Here is a 20,442-nt window from a genome sequence, read left to right as displayed (position 1 = left end):
CAGTGCACAGGGCATCGGGTGCTCCGCGCAGCGAAATAAAGGAGGAGGGGCGCAGCCCCGGGGGACATTCGCGGAGGAGAGTACCCGGTGGCCTGTGCACCCGCCCTGAACAGCAAAGCAAAAAAGCAAACGCATCCGAATCATGAAAACCACCTTCCTCTACAAATCAGACCCCGTACGCGGCCGCCAGTGGGCCGAAGTTTTCAGCCAACGCCGCCCCGACATCGACTTCCGCATCTGGCCCGACATCGGCGAGCCGGCGCAGGTGCGCTTTCTCGCGGCATGGGAGCCTCCGAAGGACATTGCCGAACTGTTCCCGAACCTGGAGGTGTTGTTCTCCTCCGGCGCGGGTGTCGACCAGTTCGACTTCACCGCATTGCCGCCCGCATTGCCCGTGGTCCGCATGGTCGAGCCCGGCATCGTCAACGGCATGGTCGAGTACGTGACGCATGCGGTGCTCGGGCTGCATCGCGACATGCCTCAGTACCGCCGGCAGCAGCAGGAAGGTCAGTGGAAGCCGCTGCCGGTGCGGCCTGCGAACGAGCGGCGCGTGGGTGTGCTGGGACTCGGATCGCTCGGCCAGGCCGTGCTGGCACAGCTTGTCTCATTGGGTCTCGACTGCGCCGGCTGGAGCCGCTCGCGGCATGAAGTGGAGGGCGTGCAATGCCACGCCGGTGCCGAAGAGCTGCCCGCGTTTCTTGCGCGCACCGACATCCTCGTGTGCCTGCTGCCGCTCACCGATTCGACACGCGGCTTTCTCGATGCGAAGCTGTTCTCCATGTTGCCCGTGGGCGCTGGGCTGGTGCACGTGGGCCGCGGGCCGCATCTGGTTGAACATGATTTTCTGGAGGCACTCGCCAGTGGCCGCATCGGCGATGCCGTGCTCGACGTGACCGACCCCGAACCGCTGCCGCCCGCGCATGCCTTCTGGCGCCATCCGCGCATTCAGCTCACGCCGCACATTGCCAGCATGACGCAGCCACTGAGCGCCGCGCAAGCCGTGCTCGACAACCTGCGCCGCTTCGAAGCCGGCGAGCCCATGGTCGGCCGGGTGGACCGCACCAAGGGCTACTGAGGACTATTGAAAAGCCCGCCGCATGATGTGCTGTGGCAGGGCGCATAACCGCAGCGTGCTTTGCGCAGCCCCCCCAAAGCAGCACCACGCCATGCGGTGCGCGGCCTAAGCTGAGGGCATTCGAAAGCTTCCTTCGCTCTCGCTCAACCCCACACAGCCATGACGCATCCCACCGCATTGCCGCAACTCGCCGCGCTCGACGCCCTCGACCGCGCCCACCTCATCCATCCCGTCTCACCGTGGCGCACCCACGAGCAGCGCGGCCCCACCGTGCTGGCCTCGGCGCGCGGCGCATGGCTCACCGACGCGAACGGGCATGAACTGCTCGACGCCTTTGCGGGCCTCTGGTGCGTGAACGTGGGCTACGGCCAGGAGAGCGTGGTGCAGGCTGCGGCCGACCAGATGCGGCGTCTGCCGTACGCCACCGGTTACTTTCACTTCAGCAGCGAGCCGGCCATTCGCCTGGCCGAGAAGCTGGTGCAGATCACGCCCGCTTCGCTGACCCGCGTGTACATGACGCTCGGCGGCTCCGAAGCCGTCGATGCGGCCGTGCGCTTCATCGTGCAGTACTACAACGCCATCGGCAAGCCGTCGAAAAAGCAGTTCATCGCGCTGGAGCGCGGCTACCACGGCTCTTCGTCGACCGGTGCGGGGCTCACGGCCTTGCCGGCCTTTCATCGCGGCTTCGACCTGCCGCTGCCCACGCAGCACTACATTCCGTCGCCCAACCCGTACCGCCACGCCGAAGGGGCTGACCCGCAGGCGTTGATCGCCGCGTCGGTGGCCTCGCTGCGCGCCAAAGTGGCCGAGCTCGGCGCCGAGAACGTCGCCGCATTCTTCTGCGAACCCATCCAGGGCTCGGGCGGCGTGATCGTGCCGCCGAAGGGCTGGCTCAAGGCCATGCGCGATGCGGCGCGCGAGCTCGACATTCTCTTCGTCGTCGACGAAGTCATTACCGGCTTCGGCCGCACCGGCCCCATGTTCGCCTGCGAGGCCGAAGGCGTGGAGCCCGACCTGATGACCATGGCCAAGGGGCTGACATCGGGCTATGTGCCGATGGGCGCGACCATGATGTCCGAGAAGATCTATGCAGGCATTGCCGACGGAGCACCCGCGGGTGTTTCGGTGGGCCACGGCGCCACCTACTCGGCCCACCCGGTGAGCGCGGCGGTTGCGCTCGAAGTGCTGCGTTTGTACGAAGAGGGTGGGGTGCTCGCCAACGGCCAGCGCGTTGCGGCGCATTTTGCCGCGGGGCTCGATGCGCTGCGCGCGCATCCGCTGGTGGGCGATTCGCGCCACCGCGGCCTGCTGGGCGCGCTCGAGCTGGTGAGCGACAAGCAGAGCAAGCGCGGCTTCGATGCATCGCTCGGGCTGGCGGACCGCATCTTTGCCGCGGGCTACCGCAACGGCCTGGTGTTCCGCGCTTTCGGCGACAACATCCTGGGCTTTGCGCCGGCGCTCACCTTCACCGAAGACGAGTTCGCCCAGATGTTCGTGCGCCTGAAGAAAACGCTCGACGAGGTGCTGGACGCCGCCGACGTGCGCGCAGCGCTGGCGGGCTGACCGGGAAAGCACTGCCTCAGGGCTCCGCCGGCAAAGCAGAATCGGACTTTCTCTTCGTTACTCAGGACCGCTATGTCTGAAGCTTTCAAGATCGACCGACTCGACCTGCGCATCCTGGCCCAATTGCAGCAGAACGGGCGCATGACCAACGTCGACCTGGCCGACGCCGTCGGCCTGTCGCCCAGCCCCTGCCTCATTCGCGTGAAGCGGCTCGAACAGGCCGGCTACATCGCCGGCTACGGCGCACACCTGCGGCTCGAAAAGCTCGGCGACACGCTCACCGTGTTCACCGAGGTCACGCTGCAAGACCATCATCGCGAAGACTTCGTGCGCTTCGAGGCCGCGATCCGCGAGGTGGACGAGGTGCTCGAATGCCACCTGGTGAGCGGCGGCTACGACTACCTGCTGCGCTTTCTGACACGTGGCGTCAACCACTACCAGGAAGTGATCGAGGAGCTTCTGGAGCGGAACATCGGCATCTCGAAGTACTTCAGCTACATCGTCATCAAGTCGCCGTTCATCAAGACGCATTGCCCGATCGAGCGGCTGTTTCCCCACCCGCGCTGATCGCGTCCGAAGGGCAGGGCTTGCCCTGGTTGCACCCCGGCCCGCACAAGCAGTCGTGCGCCCACGCACAAGTGCGGCGGCGGCGCAGCTCCTACGCTCACATGGTGCGGTGCAGCAGGCTGGCGTGGTGCCAGCCGGTTTGCGCCGTCTCCACAGGAGCCTCGGACCATGCAAACCCTTCCCCTCCCGGCCGGACGCTGCGTCCGGCTTCGCGCGCTCGCACTGGCCGGCGTGCGCGCTGCGGCCATCGCGTCGGTCGGCCTCTCGGCCCTTGCGCTGACTGCCGCGCCCGCACACGCCGAGGCCGCCAAGGCGCCGGCGGAGTGCGCCGCACTGCAAGCCAAGTACCCGCAATTCAAGGGCAAGACGCTGGTCAACGCGATCAACCCGCACACGCCCGGCTACGAAACCATCGACCCCAAGGATCCGAGCAAATACATCGGCTTTGATATCGACCTGGGCGAGACCATCGGCGGCTGCCTGGGCTTCAAGCTCACCTACAAGCCCGTGACCTTTGCGGCGCTGCTGACAACGCTGCAGGCCGGGCAGGCCGACATCGTCATTTCCGACATCTACGCCACCGAAGAGCGCGCCAAGGCGGCCGACTTCATCACCTATTCGAAGGTGTTCGACGGCGTGCTGGTGGCCAAGGGCAACCCGAAGAAGATCACCGGCATCAATACCTCGCTGTGCGGCACGGTGGCTGCCGAGAACACCGGCTATGTCGAGGTGCCGCTCATCCAGGCGCTCGCGCCCCAGTGCAAGGCCATGGGCAAGCCTGAGCCCGAGGTTCAGCTCTACGACAACAACCAGAACTGCATCCAGGCCATCCTTGCGGGCCGTGCGGACACCTACATCAACGACGTCAACACGGTGGACAGCGCCGTGAAGGCCTATCCGGACAAGCTGGAGAAGGCGGCTGCGGTGACGTTGCCGTACTCGGTGGGCATTGCCGTGCCCAAGGGCAAACCGGAGTTCCGCGACGCGGTGATGGCCGCGCTGGTCGCCATTCAGAAGGCCGGGATCCAGACCGAGCTGCTCAAGAAGAACGGCCTGCCGGTCGAGAACCTCGAGGCGCCGCGCCTGCTCGTGGTGAAGTGAGATGGACCTGTTCCTCCACTACCTCTCCATGCCCTACCTGATCCAGGGCATCGTCTTCACGCTTGCAGCCACCGGCATCGGGCTGGCGGGCGGGGTGGTGGTGGGGCTGGTGCTTGCGGCAATGCAGCTCAGCCGCTTCAAGCCGCTGGCCGCGTTTGCGCGCGGCTATGCGGTGATCTTCCGCGGCACACCGCTGGCGCTGCAGATGATCTTCTTCTACAACGCGCTGCCCCACGTGGGCATTGTGCTGCCCGGGCTCCTGGCCGCCGGCCTGGCGCTCGCGTTCAACGAGGCCACGTTCATCGCCGAGATGTTCCGCTCGGGCGTCGTCGGCGTCGACCGCGGCCAGGTGGTGGCTGGCCAAGCGCTGGGCATGACGCCGCGTGTGCTCATGCGCCGCATCATCGCGCCGCAGGCCCTGCGATCGATGATTCCCGCGATGGGCAACGAGGCGGTGAGCACGCTCAAGAACTCCTCGCTCGCCTCGGTGATCGCGGTGCAGGAACTCACGCTGCGCAGCTCGCAGTTGGCCTCGTCGACCTTCGATTTTTTCTCGGTGTTCTTCGCTTCGGGGCTGATGTACCTGGTGCTGACCGGTGCGATCAGCCTGGTGCAGCTGGCGCTCGAAGCGCGCTTTGACCTGGACCGCCCGCAGGCGCTGCGCGGACTGGCGCTGTGGCTGCCGTGGCGCCGTGCCGCGGCACCCTCCGCCAGCCCTTCGGCTTCGAAAGAAGAAGCAGGCGCAGAAGTTTCAGCGGTCGAGCCCGAGGACGCGGCCTCCGTTGCTCGGCCGCTTCCCGCCGCATCGTCCAGCGAACGCACGGCACGCGCTTCCCGCCTGGCCGATGCGCCCGTGGCCTTGCGCATCAACGGCGTGTCCAAGGCCTATGGCCAGCAAGCCGTGCTCAGGGATCTGAGCCTAACGGTGCACGCCGGCGAAGTGGTCGCGCTGCTGGGCCCGAGCGGCTCCGGCAAGAGCACGCTCCTGCGCTGCATCAACCATCTCGAAAGCTGGGACGCGGGGCAGGTCCATGTCGGCGGGCAGCGCCTGGGCTACCGGCCCGACGGCCAGCTCATGACCCCGAGCGACCTGGCCCGCGAGCGTGCGCGCCTGGGCGTGGGCATGCTGTTCCAGCAGTTCAACCTGTTCGCGCACCTGACGGCGCGCGAGAACGTGGCCGGCCCGCTGCGCTGGGTGCACGGCTGGGCGGTGGAAGACGCCGACCGGCGTGCAGGTGAACTGCTGATGCGCGTGGGCCTGGCTCACCGCACCGAAGCGTTGCCGCGGCACCTGTCCGGCGGTCAGCAGCAGCGCGTGGCCATTGCCCGTGCGCTGGCGCCGGGGCCGAGCGTGCTGCTGCTGGACGAGCCCACGTCGGCGCTCGACCCCGAACTGGTCAACGAGGTGCTGGAGGTGATCCGCCGCCTGGCTGTCGAGGAAGGGTTGACGATGGTCATTTCCACCCACCAGCTGCGGTTTGCGGCCGAGGTGGCCGACCGCGTGGTGTTTCTTTCCGGTGGCCGCATCGTCGAAAGCGGCCCCGCGCTCGAGGTGCTGCAGCACCCGCGGCAGCGCGAAACCGCCCGATTTCTGCGCGTGATGTCGGCCGACGTGCTGCCGGCTGCTTCGACACCCGTGCCCGCATGAGCCTGCCCCTATAGGACCCCATGAAACACCACATCCTGCCCGTCTCTCCCCAGACCATCCACTGGGGCTATTTCAGCAAGGCGGTCGCACCGTCGCTGGTCGTGAAGTCCGGCGACCGCGTGACCATCGAGACCCTGACGCACCATGCGAACGACGATCACGAACGCATGATTGCCGGCGACCCCGGCGCCGAATCGGTGTTCGCATGGACGCGCGAGCACAAGGCCGTGCCGCGCCGCGGCGCCGGTCCGGTAACGGGGCCCTTCAAGCTTGGCGAGGGCGAAGGCGTGGGCGTGCACCTGCTGACCGGGCCGGTCGTCGTTGAAGGCGCCGAGCCGGGCGACGTGCTGGAAGTGCGCATCCTCGACGTGCGGCCGCGGCCCAGCTGCAACCATTGCTATGCGGGCCGTTGCTTCGGCTCGAACGCGGCCGCTTCCTGGGGCTTTCATTACCGAGACCTCATCGAAGAGCCCAAGCCGCGAGAGGTGGTGACGATCTTCGAGCTCGACACCTCGGGCGAGCCCTTCGCACGTGCCGTGTACAACTACGTGTGGACGCCGCAGACCGACCCCGACGGCGTGGTGCACGCCACCATCGGCTACCCCGGCGTGCCGGTCGACCACACGCTGGTGCGCAAGCGGGAAGACATCTTGCGCAACGTCAAGGTGCCGGCGCGCCTGCATTTCGGCACCATGGGCCTTGCGCCTTCGGAGTCCGATTTCGTCAGCTCCATTCCACCCGGCTACACCGGCGGCAACATCGACGACTGGCGCATCGGCAAGGGCGCGCGCATGTACTACCCGGTGGCCGTGCCCGGTGCGTTCTTCTCGGTGGGCGACCCGCACGCGGCGCAGGGCGACAGCGAGCTGGGCGGCACGGCCATCGAGACCTCGCTGACGGGAGACTTCGAATTCATTCTGCACAAGCAGTCCGAACTGGGCGGCACCTTGCTCGAAGGCCTGGACCATCCACTGCTGGAGACCGAGGAGCAGTGGTCGGTCTACGGCTTTACCTATCCCAACTACCTGGCGGCGCTCGGGCCGGACGCACAGACGGCGATTGCCGGCAAGTCGTCGCTCGACCCGGCCATGCGCGATGCCTTCCGCAAGCTGCGCCGCTTCCTGATGATGGTGCACCGGCTCAGCGAAGATGAAGCCATTGCATTGCTGTCGGTGGCGGCCGACTTCGGCGTGACGCAGGTGGTGGACGCCAACTGGGGTGTTCATGGTTCGATCCGCAAGAGCGTCTTTACGGACCGGTGACTGCGGGGCTCGGTGTCGTGTTTCATTAGGAACGGAATTCTTCACTGAGCTTGGAACTGCAGCTACTGCTGGCACCCCGCCACCCAGGGCGGTCCTCGACAGGAGCGCCCTGTACTCCAGTCGACCGCTGGACCGTCTCGGGGTGTCTTGCTCGCCGCATCGCTGCGCCAGCCGCTGCGCGTGCGTGCGTGCTGGGCTGGCCACCGGCGCGGGCCGCAGACACGGCAGAATGCGAGCGACAACTGCATTCGGCCGGAAGCGGGCGGTCATGTCCTCGGCACAAACCCGCCTCAGCCAGAATTTGCCTGCTCCGCATTCCAGCAGATTGCCCAAATGGAAAACATCGCCATCACCCCCGCCTCGCCCGAGGAACTCCGCTCTGGCGAACTCGGCCGCAAGCTGCGCCACTACAACTACGGCGTCGTCGGCGAGTATCCAGAGCAGCAGTACATCCGGCTCAGCGCCAGAGACGGGAACGGCCGATTGCTCGGCGGCCTGCGAAGTTTCGTGTTTCTCCGCTGGCTCAACATCGAAGTGCTGTTTGTCGAAGCCGACGTGCGCGGCTCGGGCCTGGGCAGCCGCCTGCTCGCCGAAGCCGAGCGGCAGGCCATCGAGTTGGGTGCCAGAAATGCGAAGCTCGACACCTTCGAGTGGCAAGCGCCCGAGTTTTACCGAAAGCATGGCTATGAGGAGTACGCGCGCATCGACGACTATGCGCCTGGCTTCTACCTGGCTTCCATGAAAAAATCGTTAGCGCGCTGAGCAGCGTTGCAAGCTTGCTTCGGCTGCCGGTGAAGAACGTCCACCCGAGTAAACTCCGCGGCTTTTTCGTTTCTGCAGAGGAGCGACTTGCGATGGCTGTCTCGGACACCGGCCCTTACTTCCACGGCACGCGGGCGGACCTCCAGGTGGGCGACCTGCTCACCGCAGGCTTCCGCTCGAACTATGACGGGGAGGTCGTCATGAACCACATCTACTTCACCGCTTTGTCAAAGGGCGCCGGGCTGGCCGCCGAAATGGCGAAGGGCGACGGCCGTTGCCGCGTCTACATCGTCGAGCCCACGGGCGCCTTCGAGGACGACCCCAACGTCACCGACAAGAAGTTTCCGGGCAATCCCACGCGCTCGTACCGCAGCCGGGAGCCGCTTCGGATCGTCGGCGAACTCGAGAGCTGGGAACCCTTTGACGCGGAGTACATCCGGCAGCTCAGGGAGCGCGTACGCGCAGGCATGGGAGAGATCATTAACTGAATCCGGCCTGCCGATACCGCGTTGGGTAGCAATCGGAAATGGACGCGGATGTTGGCCGCTTTGGGCATTGCGGCTGTGCGGCAGAATTCGGCCAGAACCGGACATTCATCAATGAACCCTACTCAACGCGACAGCGAGCTGGTCGTGGAGCTAGCAAAGACCTTCATAACGATGATGGAAAATCGGTTTTCCGGTTGGTCGCGGGCCTTTTTCAGGTTCAGTGCCGACGAACAACAGTACGGCTCCAACGGCTCATTCGAACGAGACGGAGAGGTCAGCCTGTTTAGCGCACTTGCGTTGTCTGAGTTCTTCGACCACATGAATGGCATGGCTCACGAGCTATGGCGCGGCGGCCCAAAGTTCCAGGTCATGCTCCTCACGATTCACTCCGACTTCGATTACCGCGTGGATTTCGAGCCTCTTGATGCGGCACGATGGTCAATCAGCAAGTTCGACCGGGCGTCAGGACTTCCCGCCGGCCTAGCTTGACCGTACACGGCCAAGAGCGGAAGTACGATTCAAACATCGAACGCCTGGCCTGCCATTTTTCAATCCATTGTCCGGCCTTGCCCCACCAGGCCTCAGCTCACTAACGGAAAGTCAATGACCGATACGACCAAAGTCAAAGGCCCCGCCTCGTACTTTCCTTCGATTGAAAAGGCCTATGCGAAGCCAATCGCCCACTGGATGAGTGTTCTTCAGGATGCAGGCCCTCTCAAACACATGGAACTCGTGAACCGGCTCAAGACGGAGCATCAGATCGGTCACGGACACGCTAACGCACTGGTGGCAGCATTCCTGGCGAAGAAATAAAAAGTCAGCCACTAGCACGTTCACGTGCGGCCAGGTCAGACTTCGGCCAAAACGGTATGCAGCGCTCTAGGAGTCGATATTGAGTTACGTCATCCATATCTGGGACCAGCCCACCCCGACGAGCTTGGCCGAAGCGCAGGCGGTGTTTGAGCGTTTGTGGGACCAACGGGCTGCGCTGAATCCAAAGTTCGTCGAACTGGCCCAACGTATGAAAGCCGCATTCCCGGAGTATGGTGATGACTGGGACTTTGGCTCACCGAAGGACTTGCCCAACGACGCGGTGTTAGCCGTGGGCATCCACGACATGACGGTTTTCTATCCCCGGCTAGTGGATGCTGCAGTCGAGCTTGGGCTCAGCGTCTACGACGACAGCACGGGTGAATGCTTTGTGCCCGGTTCCTCCCGACTGTCGCCAGAGGGGCGCGGGCGTTTGGCATGGCACATCCCGGCGCCAGTGCCAGCAAAGTTGCCCGATATCGAAGATCGGGTGCGAGCGCTGGTCCATCCGCGGCTGGCGGCGCACGGGTTTCGGCAGGAAATCGAGAGATCGTCGCTTGTCACGATGCAAACCCGTTGGCTTCGAGATAGCCACTGGGCGAGCAGCGGATTTCGCTAGGATGGAAGAGTCTTATGGATGGTGCGTTTTACGAGGCTCGCACCTCAGCAGGTATGCGGCCCGTGCTGCCGGTCGAACTGGCGCCGCTGTGCGACCCTCAGCACATGATTGATCTGCATCTTCCCAACGCTGGGCCGCTGCAACGTTTCGTCAGCCCCTTGCGGTCGGGCCCTTACGACATCAATCCGGTCGAGATTTCAAAGCCCAGCCAAATGGAAGAATTCCTGGCCGCCACCACCGACTGGCTGGAAGGAGAGGTTTTGCCAGTGCTGGAACAATGCCGGACCGTGCCGGGGTTTCTGGCCTACGACCTGGGTGAGCCGCGGCAGGCCGTCGCCATCAAGCCGTACCAGGCTAACCTCGTTCTCGCCTACTGGGCTGGCGAAGCCGATGTCGAACGACGCTTCGAGTTGCTCGTTGAGCGTTGCGTTCAGCACAACATGACGCCTTATTTCCTGAACGCCACCTACCGAGGCCTGCAGGCTGAACACGTCCAAGCGATGTTCGGCACCAGACCCAGTAACACCGTTTGAGCTGCGACTGAGGTCGAAGACCCGCATCTCAAGCGGTGCAATGCAAACGGTTGTCGTGGGGCGCCTCACTGCGGTCCACCTACAGCCTGGTATGCACGCCGGTGAGGGGGCGTCGATACGACGAGAAGGCATCCCGACCGCCGTAGTCAAGAAGACGCGCGCGGCCTTCCTGGATGCGTTGCGGCAGGTGCGCGAAGCCAACGATGTGGCGGGCGCGGAAGACGTGGCTTATACCGAAACGGTCGCTCGGGCAGTCTCGGGATTTCTCGAGGTGGTCGGCGCGCTCAACCGCAAGCACGAATTTCTCTACACGCTGGAGCGCGACGAGGTAATCGATGCCGTGGACATGCTCGCCGCGCAACTTTCGGAGAGCGCGCGAGCCGCGCTCGACCCCCTCCTCGAAGCAGCGCTGGACGACTGAGGCGGCCACCTTTGGCCGTCGGGTGGCCCTGGGAAGCTAGGATGGCCGCCATCGGCCAAGACCGGACCGTCGCACTTGGCGTCCAATAGCGGGCCATAGCAGTTCTCTATATACACACTCTGATGAAGACAGTCGTTGTCGGGAACAGCGGTAGCGGCAAGACATGGCTGGCGACGAAACTTGCAATGGCGTCGTCGGTGCCCGTCGTGCACTTGGACGAGCTCTTTTGGCAGCCCGGCGGCTTCGACCAGAAGAGGCAGCCAACGGAAACCGCCTCGCTCATCAAATCCGCCCGGCGCGGCGTCGGCTGGGTTGTTGAGGGCGTGTTCGGAGAACTGGCAGCGGAGTTCTTGGTTGACGCCGACGTGCTCGTCTGGCTCGACCTAGACTGGGCTATTTGCCAAGCCCGATTGCTCGCTAGAGGGTCGGAAAGCAAAGCACATATGGCGCGAACTCAATCGGAAGCCGGGCTTGCGAAGCTGCTTAATTGGGCCGCAAACTACCGGTGTCGAGAGGACACCCGCTCTTTTTCCGGCCATCTCGCGCTCTTCAATGCGTTTGACAGGGACAAAGTTCACATAAGGAGAGAAAGTGAAGTCGACGCACTACTCGAGGCGTCTCGAAGGGATGGCTTGGTCGAAGCGATACGAACCTTGGGCGCCGGCCGGTGAGTGCGACCGGTTGAATCCGCCACCGGGAGCGGACGTTCACGGCCGGCTCCAATCCACTGGGCCTGCACAATAGCCACTTCAATCATGTTGCTGGTGGAACAGATGACCCCGACCTCCGAACGCCCCGCTCGTTCCCAGATCATCAAAACCGAGAAGGAACTACGCGACCTTATCGGTGAACCCGCCGACCTGACCCGTGCCAAGGTCAGCAATCGACTTAACTCGATGACTCGCTTGTTCGTCGAACGCTCGCCTCTCGTTTGCGTTGCCACAAGCGATGCCGCAGGCAACTGTGACCTCAGTCCTAGGGGCGATCCGGCGGGATTCGTACGCATCCTGGACGATCGCACAGTGCTCATTCCGGAACGCCCCGGAAATCGCCTCGCGGATTCACTGCGCAACATTCTGGCGAACCCACGGATAGGGCTGCTCTTCATCGTGCCCGGTATCACTGACACATTTCGTGTGAACGGTCATGCCGCGATCACCGTCGATGCAGATTTGCTCACGCCATGCGCGGTCGAGGGCAAACAGCCCTTGCTCGGCATCCTGGTCGACATCGACGAGGCTTACACGCAATGTTCAAAGGCGTTTCTGCGCTCCCACCTGTGGGATCCGGAGCGCTTTTTAGCGCCAGCGACGATGCCCACAGGTGGTCAGGTCCTTCGAGCCATTCAGGGTGAGCAGTTCGATGCTGCCCAGTACGACGACGAACGCGCGGAGCGCTACCGTCGCCGAGTTGGGTTCTATTGAACTGCGGCCTGGGCACAGAGGCTAGGACGTCCGCTTTCGGAAATCGCGACTGGCTACTTCGGGCCCGAAGCTCCATTTGGAGTGCGTTGGTACAGAGTCGTCGAACCTCACAGGCCACGTGCCAAGACGGGCCGCCCGCCTTTTGCCATCGAGACGATGTTGCGCATTCACTGCCTGAACTCTCGATTTCTGTGTGTCCGAGTACGCTCATCGTCGCAAGCGGGTTTCACCCGTTTACGCGGCGCGCATACATGGGAAGGATTTGTCTTCTAACCAAACAGATGGAGACAAAATGACCGTTACACGGCGCCAGCTTGCCTTGTCCGCCTTTGGAACCGCCTTCCTCGCCGGGTGTACAAGCGTGCCGACCATGCCACGTCCTGCAGTGTCTTCGGACCGACTGAGGCGCATCGCTCCGGCCCTGAACGCGCAGGTCGGCGCTGGCACTTTTCCAGGCGCCGTGTCCCTTGTCTCGCACGAGGGAAAGCTGGTGCACCATGACGCGGTTGGCTTCCTCGACGCTGCCAAGACCAAGCCCATGCCGCGCGACGCCATTTTCCGCCTCGCCTCCATGACCAAGCCATTGACCTCCGTCGCCACAATGATGCTGACGGAGCAAGGTGTGATGAAGCTCAACGACCCGGTCACGAACTGGCTGCCCGAGCTCAATAATCTGAAGGTCGAGACACCGGCGGGCGACGTGCCGCTGTCTCGTCCAATCACCGTGCAAGACCTGCTCATGCATACGGCAGGCTTCGTCTATGGTCCAGCCAGCCCGTCGCCGCGCATCGGCAAGATGTACGCAGACCTGGGTATCGAATCGCTGGAGACCGACATCACCGGCGACGAGATGCTCAAACGCCTGGGCACCATCCCGCTGGCATACCAGCCAGGCACGACTTGGTTCTATTCGATTGCTACCGACGTGCTGGGCTTGCTGTTGGAGCGCGCGACCAAGAAACGTCTGGACGTGCTGATGCAGGAGATGCTGATCGGCCCGCTGGGAATGACCGACACCGCCTGGTGGGTGCCACCGGCCAAACGCAGTCGTCTGGCAGAGGCGCTGGAAAGTGACGCGCAGAAGGCATCGATGCTGCGCGCCTACCGCCACGACACCGACCCAGCGCCACGCACCTACCTCAAAGGCGGCGCCGGATTGGTTGGTACGGGCGCGGACTACCTGAAGTTCGCGCAGATGGTGCTGAACGGTGGAACTGACGGGCAGACCCGATACCTGTCGCGCAAAACCGTGGAATTCATGCTGTCCGACCATCTGATCGGCAAGGCCGGTGTGCCCAATGCGACCACTGGCCCGGGATACGGCTTCGGGCTGGGATGGGGCGTTCGCCTGTACGACGGCGTGGGCTGGACGCCTGGCAGCGTGGGCGATGCAATGTGGGCCGGCGCCTGGGGAACGAGCTTCTGGATCGACCCGCGCGAGCAGCTGGTCGGCGTGCTGATGGCGCAATGTCCCTCCAACCGGATTCACACACGGATGTTGTACAAGAATCTGGTCTATGGAGCCGTGTCTTGACGGGTGGCGACCAGGCTAGCCGATTATTGAATCGCGCCATAAGCCTGTATCGGTGATCTGCTGTAGCTGCGAAAACTGCATACCGTCGTACTCCCAAAAATGAGCGAACGGGGCGCGCAGCGCTTTGCCGCTCTCCCTGGCAGTGCCGTCGTAAACGCCTCGGACGATGAGCACTTCGCCCGCATCGAAAAACTGATCGGCCTTTACGTCCAGGTAAAACAGCTGGTCAACTACCGCCCACGCCTCACCCATCATTGCGTTCAGACCGCTGTAGTTCTTGCCCAGGCCTCTCGGCAGGCCGGGAGACAACTGTCCCTTGAAGTCACCCCGCAGCAATCGCTTCAGAGCATCGGCATCCCCGCTGTTCAGCGCGGCATAAAGTTCGTAGCCCTTGGTCAAGATATCGGTCATGAACAGGCTTCGCTTTTGAGCCAGCCCCGCACGGCCACGCTTGAGCAGAGTTGAAATCCGCTTCGGGGCGGCCCTCCGCGTTTCATCGCACCGCCTTTCGCATCGCCATGTACAGCGGCAAAGTGAAAGCCAGTCCAACCACGAATGTCAGCGCGACATAGACCCACGGCCGACGAACGCCCGCTGCCGATGCATCTTGAAGCAGCCAAACCGAGAATGCCGCGGCAGCGAGGTAGACGTCCCAAGTGATGCCTGCCACCAACTTGTTGGCCGACACAGCGGCAACAAAAGGCGCCGGTGCGAAGCTGCCGCCGTCCAGGAGGAACGCGACATTGAAGTACCAGGGGACAGCCAAGCCGACAAAGGCCAGGATGAAAAGGATGATCGCTGCATTCTTCGGTGACATGCTGGGCATCCTATTGGCCCCGCCCTGCGGACGATAGGAAAAATGCGACATCGGCCTGTGCGCGACGGTCACTGCGCCACGCCAACCGCGAGCGCCCAGTTTTCCGAGTCCTGCTGGCGAGCGGCTTCGATCAGCGTGCCCAGCGAAGCGCCGGCCAACATGCGCAGGTCGCGCGCCATGTGCGATTGGTCATAGTAGCCATGCCGCAATGCGAGTCCTGCGTCCGTCGCGCTTGTGGCAAGGGCATCACGCAGCAATCCTTCCACGCGGGCCACGCGCTGGAACAGCTTCGGCGTCAGGCCGAAGGTTCCGGCGAACACTCGCTCGAACTGCCGCACGGAGAAACCCACGGCATCCTCTGGAGCCGCTGCTCGCAGGGCAACCTGCTGAAGCAAAGCGGCGCGGCGCACGCGCTGAAGATGCACTTCATCGCGCAGGCGCTCGCGTGCGAACATCAACAAGGACGCCAAGCGCCTCTCCGGATCGGTCTCTGTCCTGATGCGCTCTACCAGCTGCGGCCAGGCTTGGCCGAAGACATCCGCCGCATCGGCAAATTGGTGCGGCAGGGACAGCGGGCTCGATTGCAGCAGCCCCAGCGTCCCGGTGGGCTGCAGCCGCAGCCCGGCATAGCTGAGCCGCGGCGTGCGATAGAGCGTGAGCGGCACGGCGCGGGCAGTGCCCACGAACCCGGCAGGAAGAGCGGTGAACGCACCCGACGGTTCCTTGACGAAGAACCGGCCCTCGAGCACCACGACGAGCCCGCCCTCTACCAGAGCGGGAAAGTGGCAGGGCACCGGTTGTGTGCCGGGGCTGTCGAAGGAGAGGTGCACAGCCATCGAAACCCAGGCGCTCACCTCGGAGTGGGGCCGCGCAACGTGGAGTTCCATCTGCGAATTATCCGACTCACCGCCCCTGTCGAGCAGTGCCGGCGCCCAACTCAAACAGAACAGCGGCCCCAAGCGCAGTGATTGATCAGCCTGTATCAGCCGGCGGCCGTTGCCGGCCGGCAAACAGCGACTTGCGGATGACGGCATGCACGCCCCAGTTGCCGTCGACGACTTGCGTCACGCCGAAATCAACGGCCACCGACATCAGCGAAATTGCCTCGTCTTCGCTCAGCCGCATGGCGGTCATCAGGAAGCGCCGGGTCTTGCGGAAGGCATCGCGCATGGCCGGGTCGAGCGAAGACTTTTCGTAGATCGCGCTGCGTGCCTTGTCTCCGAATTCCTTCAGGTAGTTGGGGTGGCTGAAGCCGTGGATCACCCACTCGTCGGCAGTCTCCACCAGCGGGTAGTCGATGTCGGCATACGGTTCGCCCTGCAGCTGATCGGCCTTGTGCAGCACGATCTGGAACACGCCGGTCAGCGAGCATTCGATGGCCGTGCCGCACAGTTCGCTGTCGCCCTGCGAGGCGTGCGGATCGCCCACCGACAGCAGCCCGCCGTCGACTCCCACCCGCAGGTAGACGGTGGCGCCCTTGGCGATGCGCCAGTTGTCCAGGTTGCCGCCGAAGCATGAGGGCGGCACCGAGTCGACGAGGCCGGTCTCTGCGGGCGCGACCGCGATCACGCCGAAGTGCGGGCGCACCGGGATGGTCACGCCCTGGAGCACGCCGTGGTTCTCGACGATCGATGCGCGGTCGACCGGAATGCCGGGGTAGTCGATGGTGGGGTGCAGCACGCCGTTGGGGTCGAGCTGCGGCGTCCAGCGAAAGTTGTAGACGGCGTGGGCGCACGCATGTCCCTGGCTGCAGTCGACTTCGTAGATGGTCACTACTTCGCGCTGCCGGGGCTCCTCGATCAGGTCGTCGTAGTGAAAGCCCCACCACGCGGCGGCGTTGCTGCCGAAGGCTCGGCCCTCGTACTTGGCGTCGGCCGCCAGGCGCGGCGCAAGGTCGAGGATGCGTACCTCCAGCACGTCGCCGGGCTGCGCGTCCTTCACGTAGATGGGCCCGGTGCAGATGTGCACGCCAAAGCCCTCGCCGCTGCCCCGGCCGTAGATCGATGCATCGGTGGGACCGGCGCCGCGGCGGTCCACGGCCTTGTGCTCGCGCGTCCAATGAAAAACGCTTTCGGCGCCGGAGTCGCCCTTGATCATGCGTTCGTGGTCGTCGTAGGCGTGCTGTGTCAGCGTCTCGATGGTCACGATGTCGCCGGAGGCAATGGTCAGCACAGGCGGAATCGAGCGGCCGAAGTAGCCCCAGTGAATGGTTTGCGCGGTGGCCGGCAGATGGTGGTGATGGCCTGTCGCGGCACTGGTGTCGAGCGGCGCGGCCGTTGTTGCTTGCGCGGCAATTCCGGTAGTGCCGGTTGCATCGCCGGCCGTTGCACGCGCGTCGATGCGCGCGGTGAAGGGCACCGGGTCTTCGGCCGGAGACTCGAAATAACCCGAAGGCCAGCCGCGCCGGATGCGCTTGCGCAGCGACTGCTGGCTGACCTCGTTGGCCTGCTGCCGGTACTGCCGCGGCGACATGCTGTAGCGGTCGCGGAAGCAGTGGCTGAAATGCGCCGGGTCGTTGAAGCCCCAGCGAAAGCAGATGTCCGAGATCGACAGATGTCCGTACTGGCGGTTCGCGAGGTCGGCGCGGCACCGTTCGAGGCGGCGCTGGCGCACGTAAGCGGTAAAGGTCTGGCCAAGGCCTTCGAAGAGCTTCTGCACCAGGCGCTCCGACACGCGCCCGTGGGCCGCCACCGCGGCCAGCGACAGCGATGCGTCGCTCAGGTTGGCATCGACATACTGGCAAAGCCGGTGCACCGTGGCAGCCTGGGTGCTGCTGATGGCGGGCAGGGCGGTGTCCCGTTGTGCGGCCAGGCTGGTTGCAATGAACTCCGACAACGCGGACTCGACCGGTGCGACGTCGTCATCGCTCAATGTGTCGAAGGCGTCGGCCAGCGCGGTCAACGTGCCCGCGAACATGCGGCCCAGGCCCGCCCGGCCCGGCAAGTGGCCGAGCGCAAAGCCGGGGTTGCCGGGTAGCCGCGCCTTCAGGCTGGCGCGCGGCATGGACACCATGAACTGCCGGAAGTTGGAGCGGAAATCCAGCCCGGCCTGCGCCTGGGCCGGTCCGAAGACGATGTCACCCGGAGCCAGTTCGATGGTCCGCTGGCCGTCGTGCAGCGCGGCTTCGCCGCTCAGGTGCAGCGCGAGCCAGATGGCGTCGGCCGTGTCGCCAAGCCGCTGGATGGTCTGCGGCGACGAGATGATTCGTGCCATGCCGACTCCGCGTGCGGTGCGGCCCGCCGTCAAGGTGCCGTACAAGGGAGCCGCTGCCGGTGCCATTTCGGGCCTGAGACGGTGAAGATGCAAGGCATCGCGCCAGGCGTGGGGCCGCTGGTGCACCGGATAGGAGTCGGTCGAGAACTGTTCGAACTGCACGGCGGCGCTTTCTGGTTGCTTGCGCAGGGTGCGCAAGACACGTGCCACGCGCCATGCCCGACGTTGGCACGCTACTGGCTTGCCGCAGGTGCATGTCGAACTCCGAGGCTTAGGGCGGCAGCCGCATCGACAACGGCTGCCGCGGCCGCCTCAATTTGCCGCGATGTCTCCCATCTTTCACATGATTGCCGGTGCACCAGAACCGGTCGCTCCTTTCAGCCACGCGGTCGAAACCGACGGCTGGGTCTTCGTTACCGGGCAGATGCCTTTTGCGGGCACCTCGCTGGATGAGCCTTATCCAGAAGGCATCGAGGCGCAGACGCGGCAGGTATTGAAGAACCTGCAGACGGTTCTGGCCGGTTGCGGGCTCGGCCTGGAACACGCGCTTTCAGTTCGCGTGTATCTGACACACTTCGACGAGGATTACGAGGCGATGAACGCGGTCTACGCCAGCCATTTCGCGAGCGGCCGAAGGCCCGCCCGCACCTGCATAGGCGTGACCGGCCTGGCCAAGGGCGCGCGCATCGAGATCGATCTCGTCGCGCGGCGCGGTTAGCGTCCCGCGTCGACCGCGTCCGCCAGTTCCGCGAGCGTGCGGAAGTGGTAGTCGGGTTCGGTGCGCTTGGATTCGATGGTTCCGCCCGAGCCTTTTTGCGCATGGCGCCGCTCGATCCAGCAAGTGGCAATGCCCAGTTCCTTCGAGATGCCGATGTCGTGGTACTGGCTTTGCGCCACGTGCAGGTTGTCGGCCTGCTTGTAGCCCCAGGCGCCTTCGAAGCGGCCGCGGGCGTAGGCGAAGTAGCGCGCGTCGGGCTTCTCGCACAGCGCATCGTCGCAGCTCAGCAGCATGTCGAAGGGCGATCCCAGCGTCTTGTCGAAATGGGCGAGCGCCCAATGCTGCGCGTTGGTCATCGTGACCAGCTTGAAGCGCTTGTGCAGCCGCTTGAGGGCTTCCACTGAATCTGGAAAAGCAGGCCATTGCGCGACCGAATCGCGCAAGCCTTGCGCCAGCGCGTCGGTATCGGGCAGTCCCAGCTTGGGTGCAATGACATGCCAGCAGCGCTCCAGGTCGTCCGGATACCAGCCGGCGTTGCCGTCGGCGCGAGCGCTTCGGTAAGCGGCCAGGAATTCGTCGTCGCTCACGCGCGTATCGGGCACCGCCGAGCGAAGGTAGGCGAGCATGCCTCCCTCGAAGTCGATCAACGTGCCGACGACGTCGAACGTAAGAACCTTGAAATCTTGCAGGGACATGCGAATAGCTCCAATCGGTGCGGACAAGGCAGGAGATGCCGTTCGTCGATGAGCATAGGAGCGCTATCGGCCTTGTCCGAACCGAAGTGGGCGGGTGAATCAGCACGGTATTTCGCAATCGATGCCGTGCCGGCATCTTCTTTCGCAGAGGCGTCCAGACGCTTCCTTTCCTTGCCGAAACACTAATTACATCTCGACGCAAGCTTGGGTATTTGGCTGCGTTTTTTCCTCCGCCGCGGCGCGATTTGCGTGCGGTTGCCTTTGTTGATTGAGGCGGCGCGGTGCGTTCCGCCGCTCGCTGACCTGCCTCAAACGAGGTACCCGATGGGGTATGTCACGAGTTAGTACGTCTGTTTACATTGACCCTGCGGAACGGGATCCGGGTCAGTGGAGGCAACTTTTCAAAACGCCTGCCTGGATGCGGTCGCAAGAACTTAAGCATTAAGGATGAGGCTGTGAACAAGACTATTCGCGTTTTTTGGAATTCACCTGTCGGCACGCCCCCCGTGCGAGCCGTGACCGACCTTCCCCTGCACGCCATCGCCCTGTCTGTGCTGCTGCTCGGCGTGGCCCTGGCCTCGCCCGCGGGCGCGGCTGGCGGCCTCGGCGGCCAGCCCGTGGGCGAGACCGTGTTGCACGGCGGTAATGGCGGCAGCGACGGCCAGGGCGGTAGCGGCGGGCTCAACGACACGACTTTCAACTCCTACGGCGGCGACGGTGGCGCCTCCACCGAGAGCGGCCCCAGCGCCGGCAGCGCCGCCGACATCGGCAGCTTCGGCGGTGCCACTCCGGGCGCGGGCGGGGCCGCCGGTGCCTCCACCACCGAGCTCTCGCCCGGCGTGTGGCAGGGCGACGCCGGCATCGCCGGCCAATCGCAGACCGGCGACTTTGCCAATGGCAACGGCTATGGCGGCGGTGGCGGCGGCGGCCAGATCGGCAACGCCATGAGCCCGGCCACCACTGCGGCCAGCTTCTCCGCCACCGGCGGTGCGGGCGGCGCCGGCGGCCACGGCTACTGGGCCGCGGGCGGCGGCGGCGCAGGCGGCCATGGCGCCACGCTGCTCGACCCCCTGGCCGATGCGGCCGCCAGCGGCGTCTTCACCGGCGGCGCCGGTGGCGCGGGCGGCGATGCCTTCTCCCAGGCCGGCGGCGGCGGCAGCGGCGGCAGCGGGCTGTGGCTGCGCAGCGCCAC

Annotated in this window: 21 protein-coding genes and 3 pseudogenes; 19 read left to right on the top strand and 5 right to left on the bottom strand. The window is 64.6% G+C overall.

Annotated features, from left to right (window positions below; translation table 11 throughout):
• Positions 1-142: 142 nt before the first annotated feature.
• The 17 genes and pseudogenes from V9K97_RS26770 to V9K97_RS26690 all read left to right on the top strand — a co-directional run bounded on the left by V9K97_RS26770 (position 143) and on the right by V9K97_RS26690 (position 13,807).
• On the top strand, positions 143-1,075 hold the full coding sequence (locus V9K97_RS26770; protein ID WP_337321858.1) for a 2-hydroxyacid dehydrogenase: 933 nt from the start codon (positions 143-145) through the stop codon (positions 1,073-1,075).
• A 159-nt stretch (positions 1,076-1,234) separates the two neighbouring features.
• Entirely contained in the window at positions 1,235-2,638 is a 1,404-nt protein-coding gene (locus V9K97_RS26765; protein ID WP_337321857.1) for an aspartate aminotransferase family protein, read from the top strand.
• 72 nt (positions 2,639-2,710) lie between these two features.
• Positions 2,711-3,205, top strand: coding sequence for an Lrp/AsnC family transcriptional regulator (locus V9K97_RS26760; protein ID WP_015865681.1), 495 nt, complete (start codon positions 2,711-2,713; stop codon positions 3,203-3,205).
• 168 nt (positions 3,206-3,373) lie between these two features.
• The gene (locus V9K97_RS26755) at positions 3,374-4,306 is read left to right on the top strand and encodes an ABC transporter substrate-binding protein (protein WP_337321849.1); all 933 of its coding nucleotides are present in this window, start codon (positions 3,374-3,376) and stop codon (positions 4,304-4,306) included.
• A gap of 1 nt (position 4,307) precedes the next feature.
• Positions 4,308-5,954 carry an amino acid ABC transporter permease/ATP-binding protein gene (locus V9K97_RS26750; RefSeq protein ID WP_337321847.1) on the top strand — a complete coding sequence of 549 codons (1,647 nt, stop codon included), beginning with the start codon at positions 4,308-4,310 and terminating at the stop codon, positions 5,952-5,954.
• Positions 5,955-5,977: 23 nt separating this feature from the next.
• A pseudogene (locus V9K97_RS26745) lies at positions 5,978-7,216 on the top strand (acetamidase/formamidase family protein); the annotation flags it as partial.
• 333 nt (positions 7,217-7,549) lie between these two features.
• Positions 7,550-7,978 carry a GNAT family N-acetyltransferase gene (locus tag V9K97_RS26740; protein WP_337321843.1) on the top strand — a complete coding sequence of 143 codons (429 nt, stop codon included), beginning with the start codon at positions 7,550-7,552 and terminating at the stop codon, positions 7,976-7,978.
• Between the two features lie 92 nt (positions 7,979-8,070).
• On the top strand, positions 8,071-8,466 hold the full coding sequence (arr, locus tag V9K97_RS26735) for an NAD(+)--rifampin ADP-ribosyltransferase (RefSeq protein WP_258505671.1): 396 nt from the start codon (positions 8,071-8,073) through the stop codon (positions 8,464-8,466).
• A gap of 111 nt (positions 8,467-8,577) precedes the next feature.
• The gene (locus V9K97_RS26730; RefSeq protein ID WP_337321841.1) at positions 8,578-8,955 is read left to right on the top strand and encodes a hypothetical protein; all 378 of its coding nucleotides are present in this window, start codon (positions 8,578-8,580) and stop codon (positions 8,953-8,955) included.
• 114 nt (positions 8,956-9,069) lie between these two features.
• Positions 9,070-9,279: a DUF4287 domain-containing protein gene (locus V9K97_RS26725; protein WP_337321839.1), complete on the top strand. Its 210-nt coding sequence runs from the start codon at positions 9,070-9,072 to the stop codon at positions 9,277-9,279.
• Positions 9,280-9,358: 79 nt separating this feature from the next.
• Positions 9,359-9,895, top strand: a complete 537-nt coding sequence (locus tag V9K97_RS26720; RefSeq protein WP_337321837.1) for a hypothetical protein — start codon at positions 9,359-9,361, stop codon at positions 9,893-9,895.
• Between the two features lie 14 nt (positions 9,896-9,909).
• Complete coding sequence (locus tag V9K97_RS26715) at positions 9,910-10,428, top strand: hypothetical protein (RefSeq protein ID WP_337321836.1); 519 nt, start codon at positions 9,910-9,912, stop codon at positions 10,426-10,428.
• A 40-nt stretch (positions 10,429-10,468) separates the two neighbouring features.
• The gene (locus V9K97_RS26710) at positions 10,469-10,849 is read left to right on the top strand and encodes a hypothetical protein (RefSeq protein ID WP_337321834.1); all 381 of its coding nucleotides are present in this window, start codon (positions 10,469-10,471) and stop codon (positions 10,847-10,849) included.
• A 122-nt stretch (positions 10,850-10,971) separates the two neighbouring features.
• Positions 10,972-11,520 (top strand): adenylate kinase, encoded by a 549-nt coding sequence (locus V9K97_RS26705; protein WP_337321832.1) that lies wholly within the window; start codon positions 10,972-10,974, stop codon positions 11,518-11,520.
• 84 nt (positions 11,521-11,604) lie between these two features.
• Entirely contained in the window at positions 11,605-12,273 is a 669-nt protein-coding gene (locus V9K97_RS26700) for a pyridoxamine 5'-phosphate oxidase family protein (RefSeq protein ID WP_258505673.1), read from the top strand.
• Positions 12,274-12,354: 81 nt separating this feature from the next.
• A pseudogene (locus V9K97_RS26695) lies at positions 12,355-12,462 on the top strand (IS5/IS1182 family transposase); the annotation flags it as partial.
• A 103-nt stretch (positions 12,463-12,565) separates the two neighbouring features.
• Entirely contained in the window at positions 12,566-13,807 is a 1,242-nt protein-coding gene (locus V9K97_RS26690; RefSeq protein ID WP_337321829.1) for a serine hydrolase domain-containing protein, read from the top strand.
• 15 nt (positions 13,808-13,822) lie between these two features.
• Here the strand turns inward: V9K97_RS26690 and V9K97_RS26685 are convergent, their stop codons facing one another.
• The 4 genes from V9K97_RS26685 to V9K97_RS26670 form a co-directional block, all read right to left on the bottom strand.
• Positions 13,823-14,218, bottom strand: a complete 396-nt coding sequence (locus tag V9K97_RS26685) for a nuclear transport factor 2 family protein (RefSeq protein WP_337321827.1) — start codon at positions 14,216-14,218, stop codon at positions 13,823-13,825.
• Between the two features lie 82 nt (positions 14,219-14,300).
• The gene (locus V9K97_RS26680; RefSeq protein ID WP_337321825.1) at positions 14,301-14,624 is read right to left on the bottom strand and encodes a DUF2834 domain-containing protein; all 324 of its coding nucleotides are present in this window, start codon (positions 14,622-14,624) and stop codon (positions 14,301-14,303) included.
• Positions 14,625-14,692: 68 nt separating this feature from the next.
• Positions 14,693-15,460 carry a helix-turn-helix domain-containing protein gene (locus tag V9K97_RS26675; protein WP_337321823.1) on the bottom strand — a complete coding sequence of 256 codons (768 nt, stop codon included), beginning with the start codon at positions 15,458-15,460 and terminating at the stop codon, positions 14,693-14,695.
• Positions 15,461-15,596: 136 nt separating this feature from the next.
• On the bottom strand, positions 15,597-17,999 hold the full coding sequence (locus tag V9K97_RS26670; RefSeq protein WP_443304304.1) for an acetamidase/formamidase family protein: 2,403 nt from the start codon (positions 17,997-17,999) through the stop codon (positions 15,597-15,599).
• 163 nt (positions 18,000-18,162) lie between these two features.
• Here V9K97_RS26670 and V9K97_RS26665 point away from each other — a divergent pair, with 163 nt between their 5' ends.
• Entirely contained in the window at positions 18,163-18,555 is a 393-nt protein-coding gene (locus V9K97_RS26665) for a RidA family protein (protein ID WP_337321821.1), read from the top strand.
• Here the strand turns inward: V9K97_RS26665 and V9K97_RS26660 are convergent.
• Positions 18,552-19,250, bottom strand: coding sequence for an HAD-IA family hydrolase (locus V9K97_RS26660; RefSeq protein WP_337321819.1), 699 nt, complete (start codon positions 19,248-19,250; stop codon positions 18,552-18,554). The two genes, V9K97_RS26665 and V9K97_RS26660, sit on opposite strands and share 4 nt — an antisense overlap.
• A gap of 515 nt (positions 19,251-19,765) precedes the next feature.
• Between V9K97_RS26660 and V9K97_RS26655 the strand changes: the two are divergent.
• Positions 19,766-20,442 (top strand): annotated as a pseudogene (locus V9K97_RS26655) (autotransporter outer membrane beta-barrel domain-containing protein); the annotation flags it as partial.

The sequence above is a fragment of the Variovorax sp. CCNWLW186 genome (genome assembly GCF_037203865.1).
In the GTDB taxonomy this organism is placed as follows: Bacteria; Pseudomonadota; Gammaproteobacteria; order Burkholderiales; family Burkholderiaceae_C; genus Variovorax.
The sequence above is the reverse complement of the archived record's forward strand: the minus strand, read 5'-3'. Positions and strand labels throughout refer to the sequence as shown.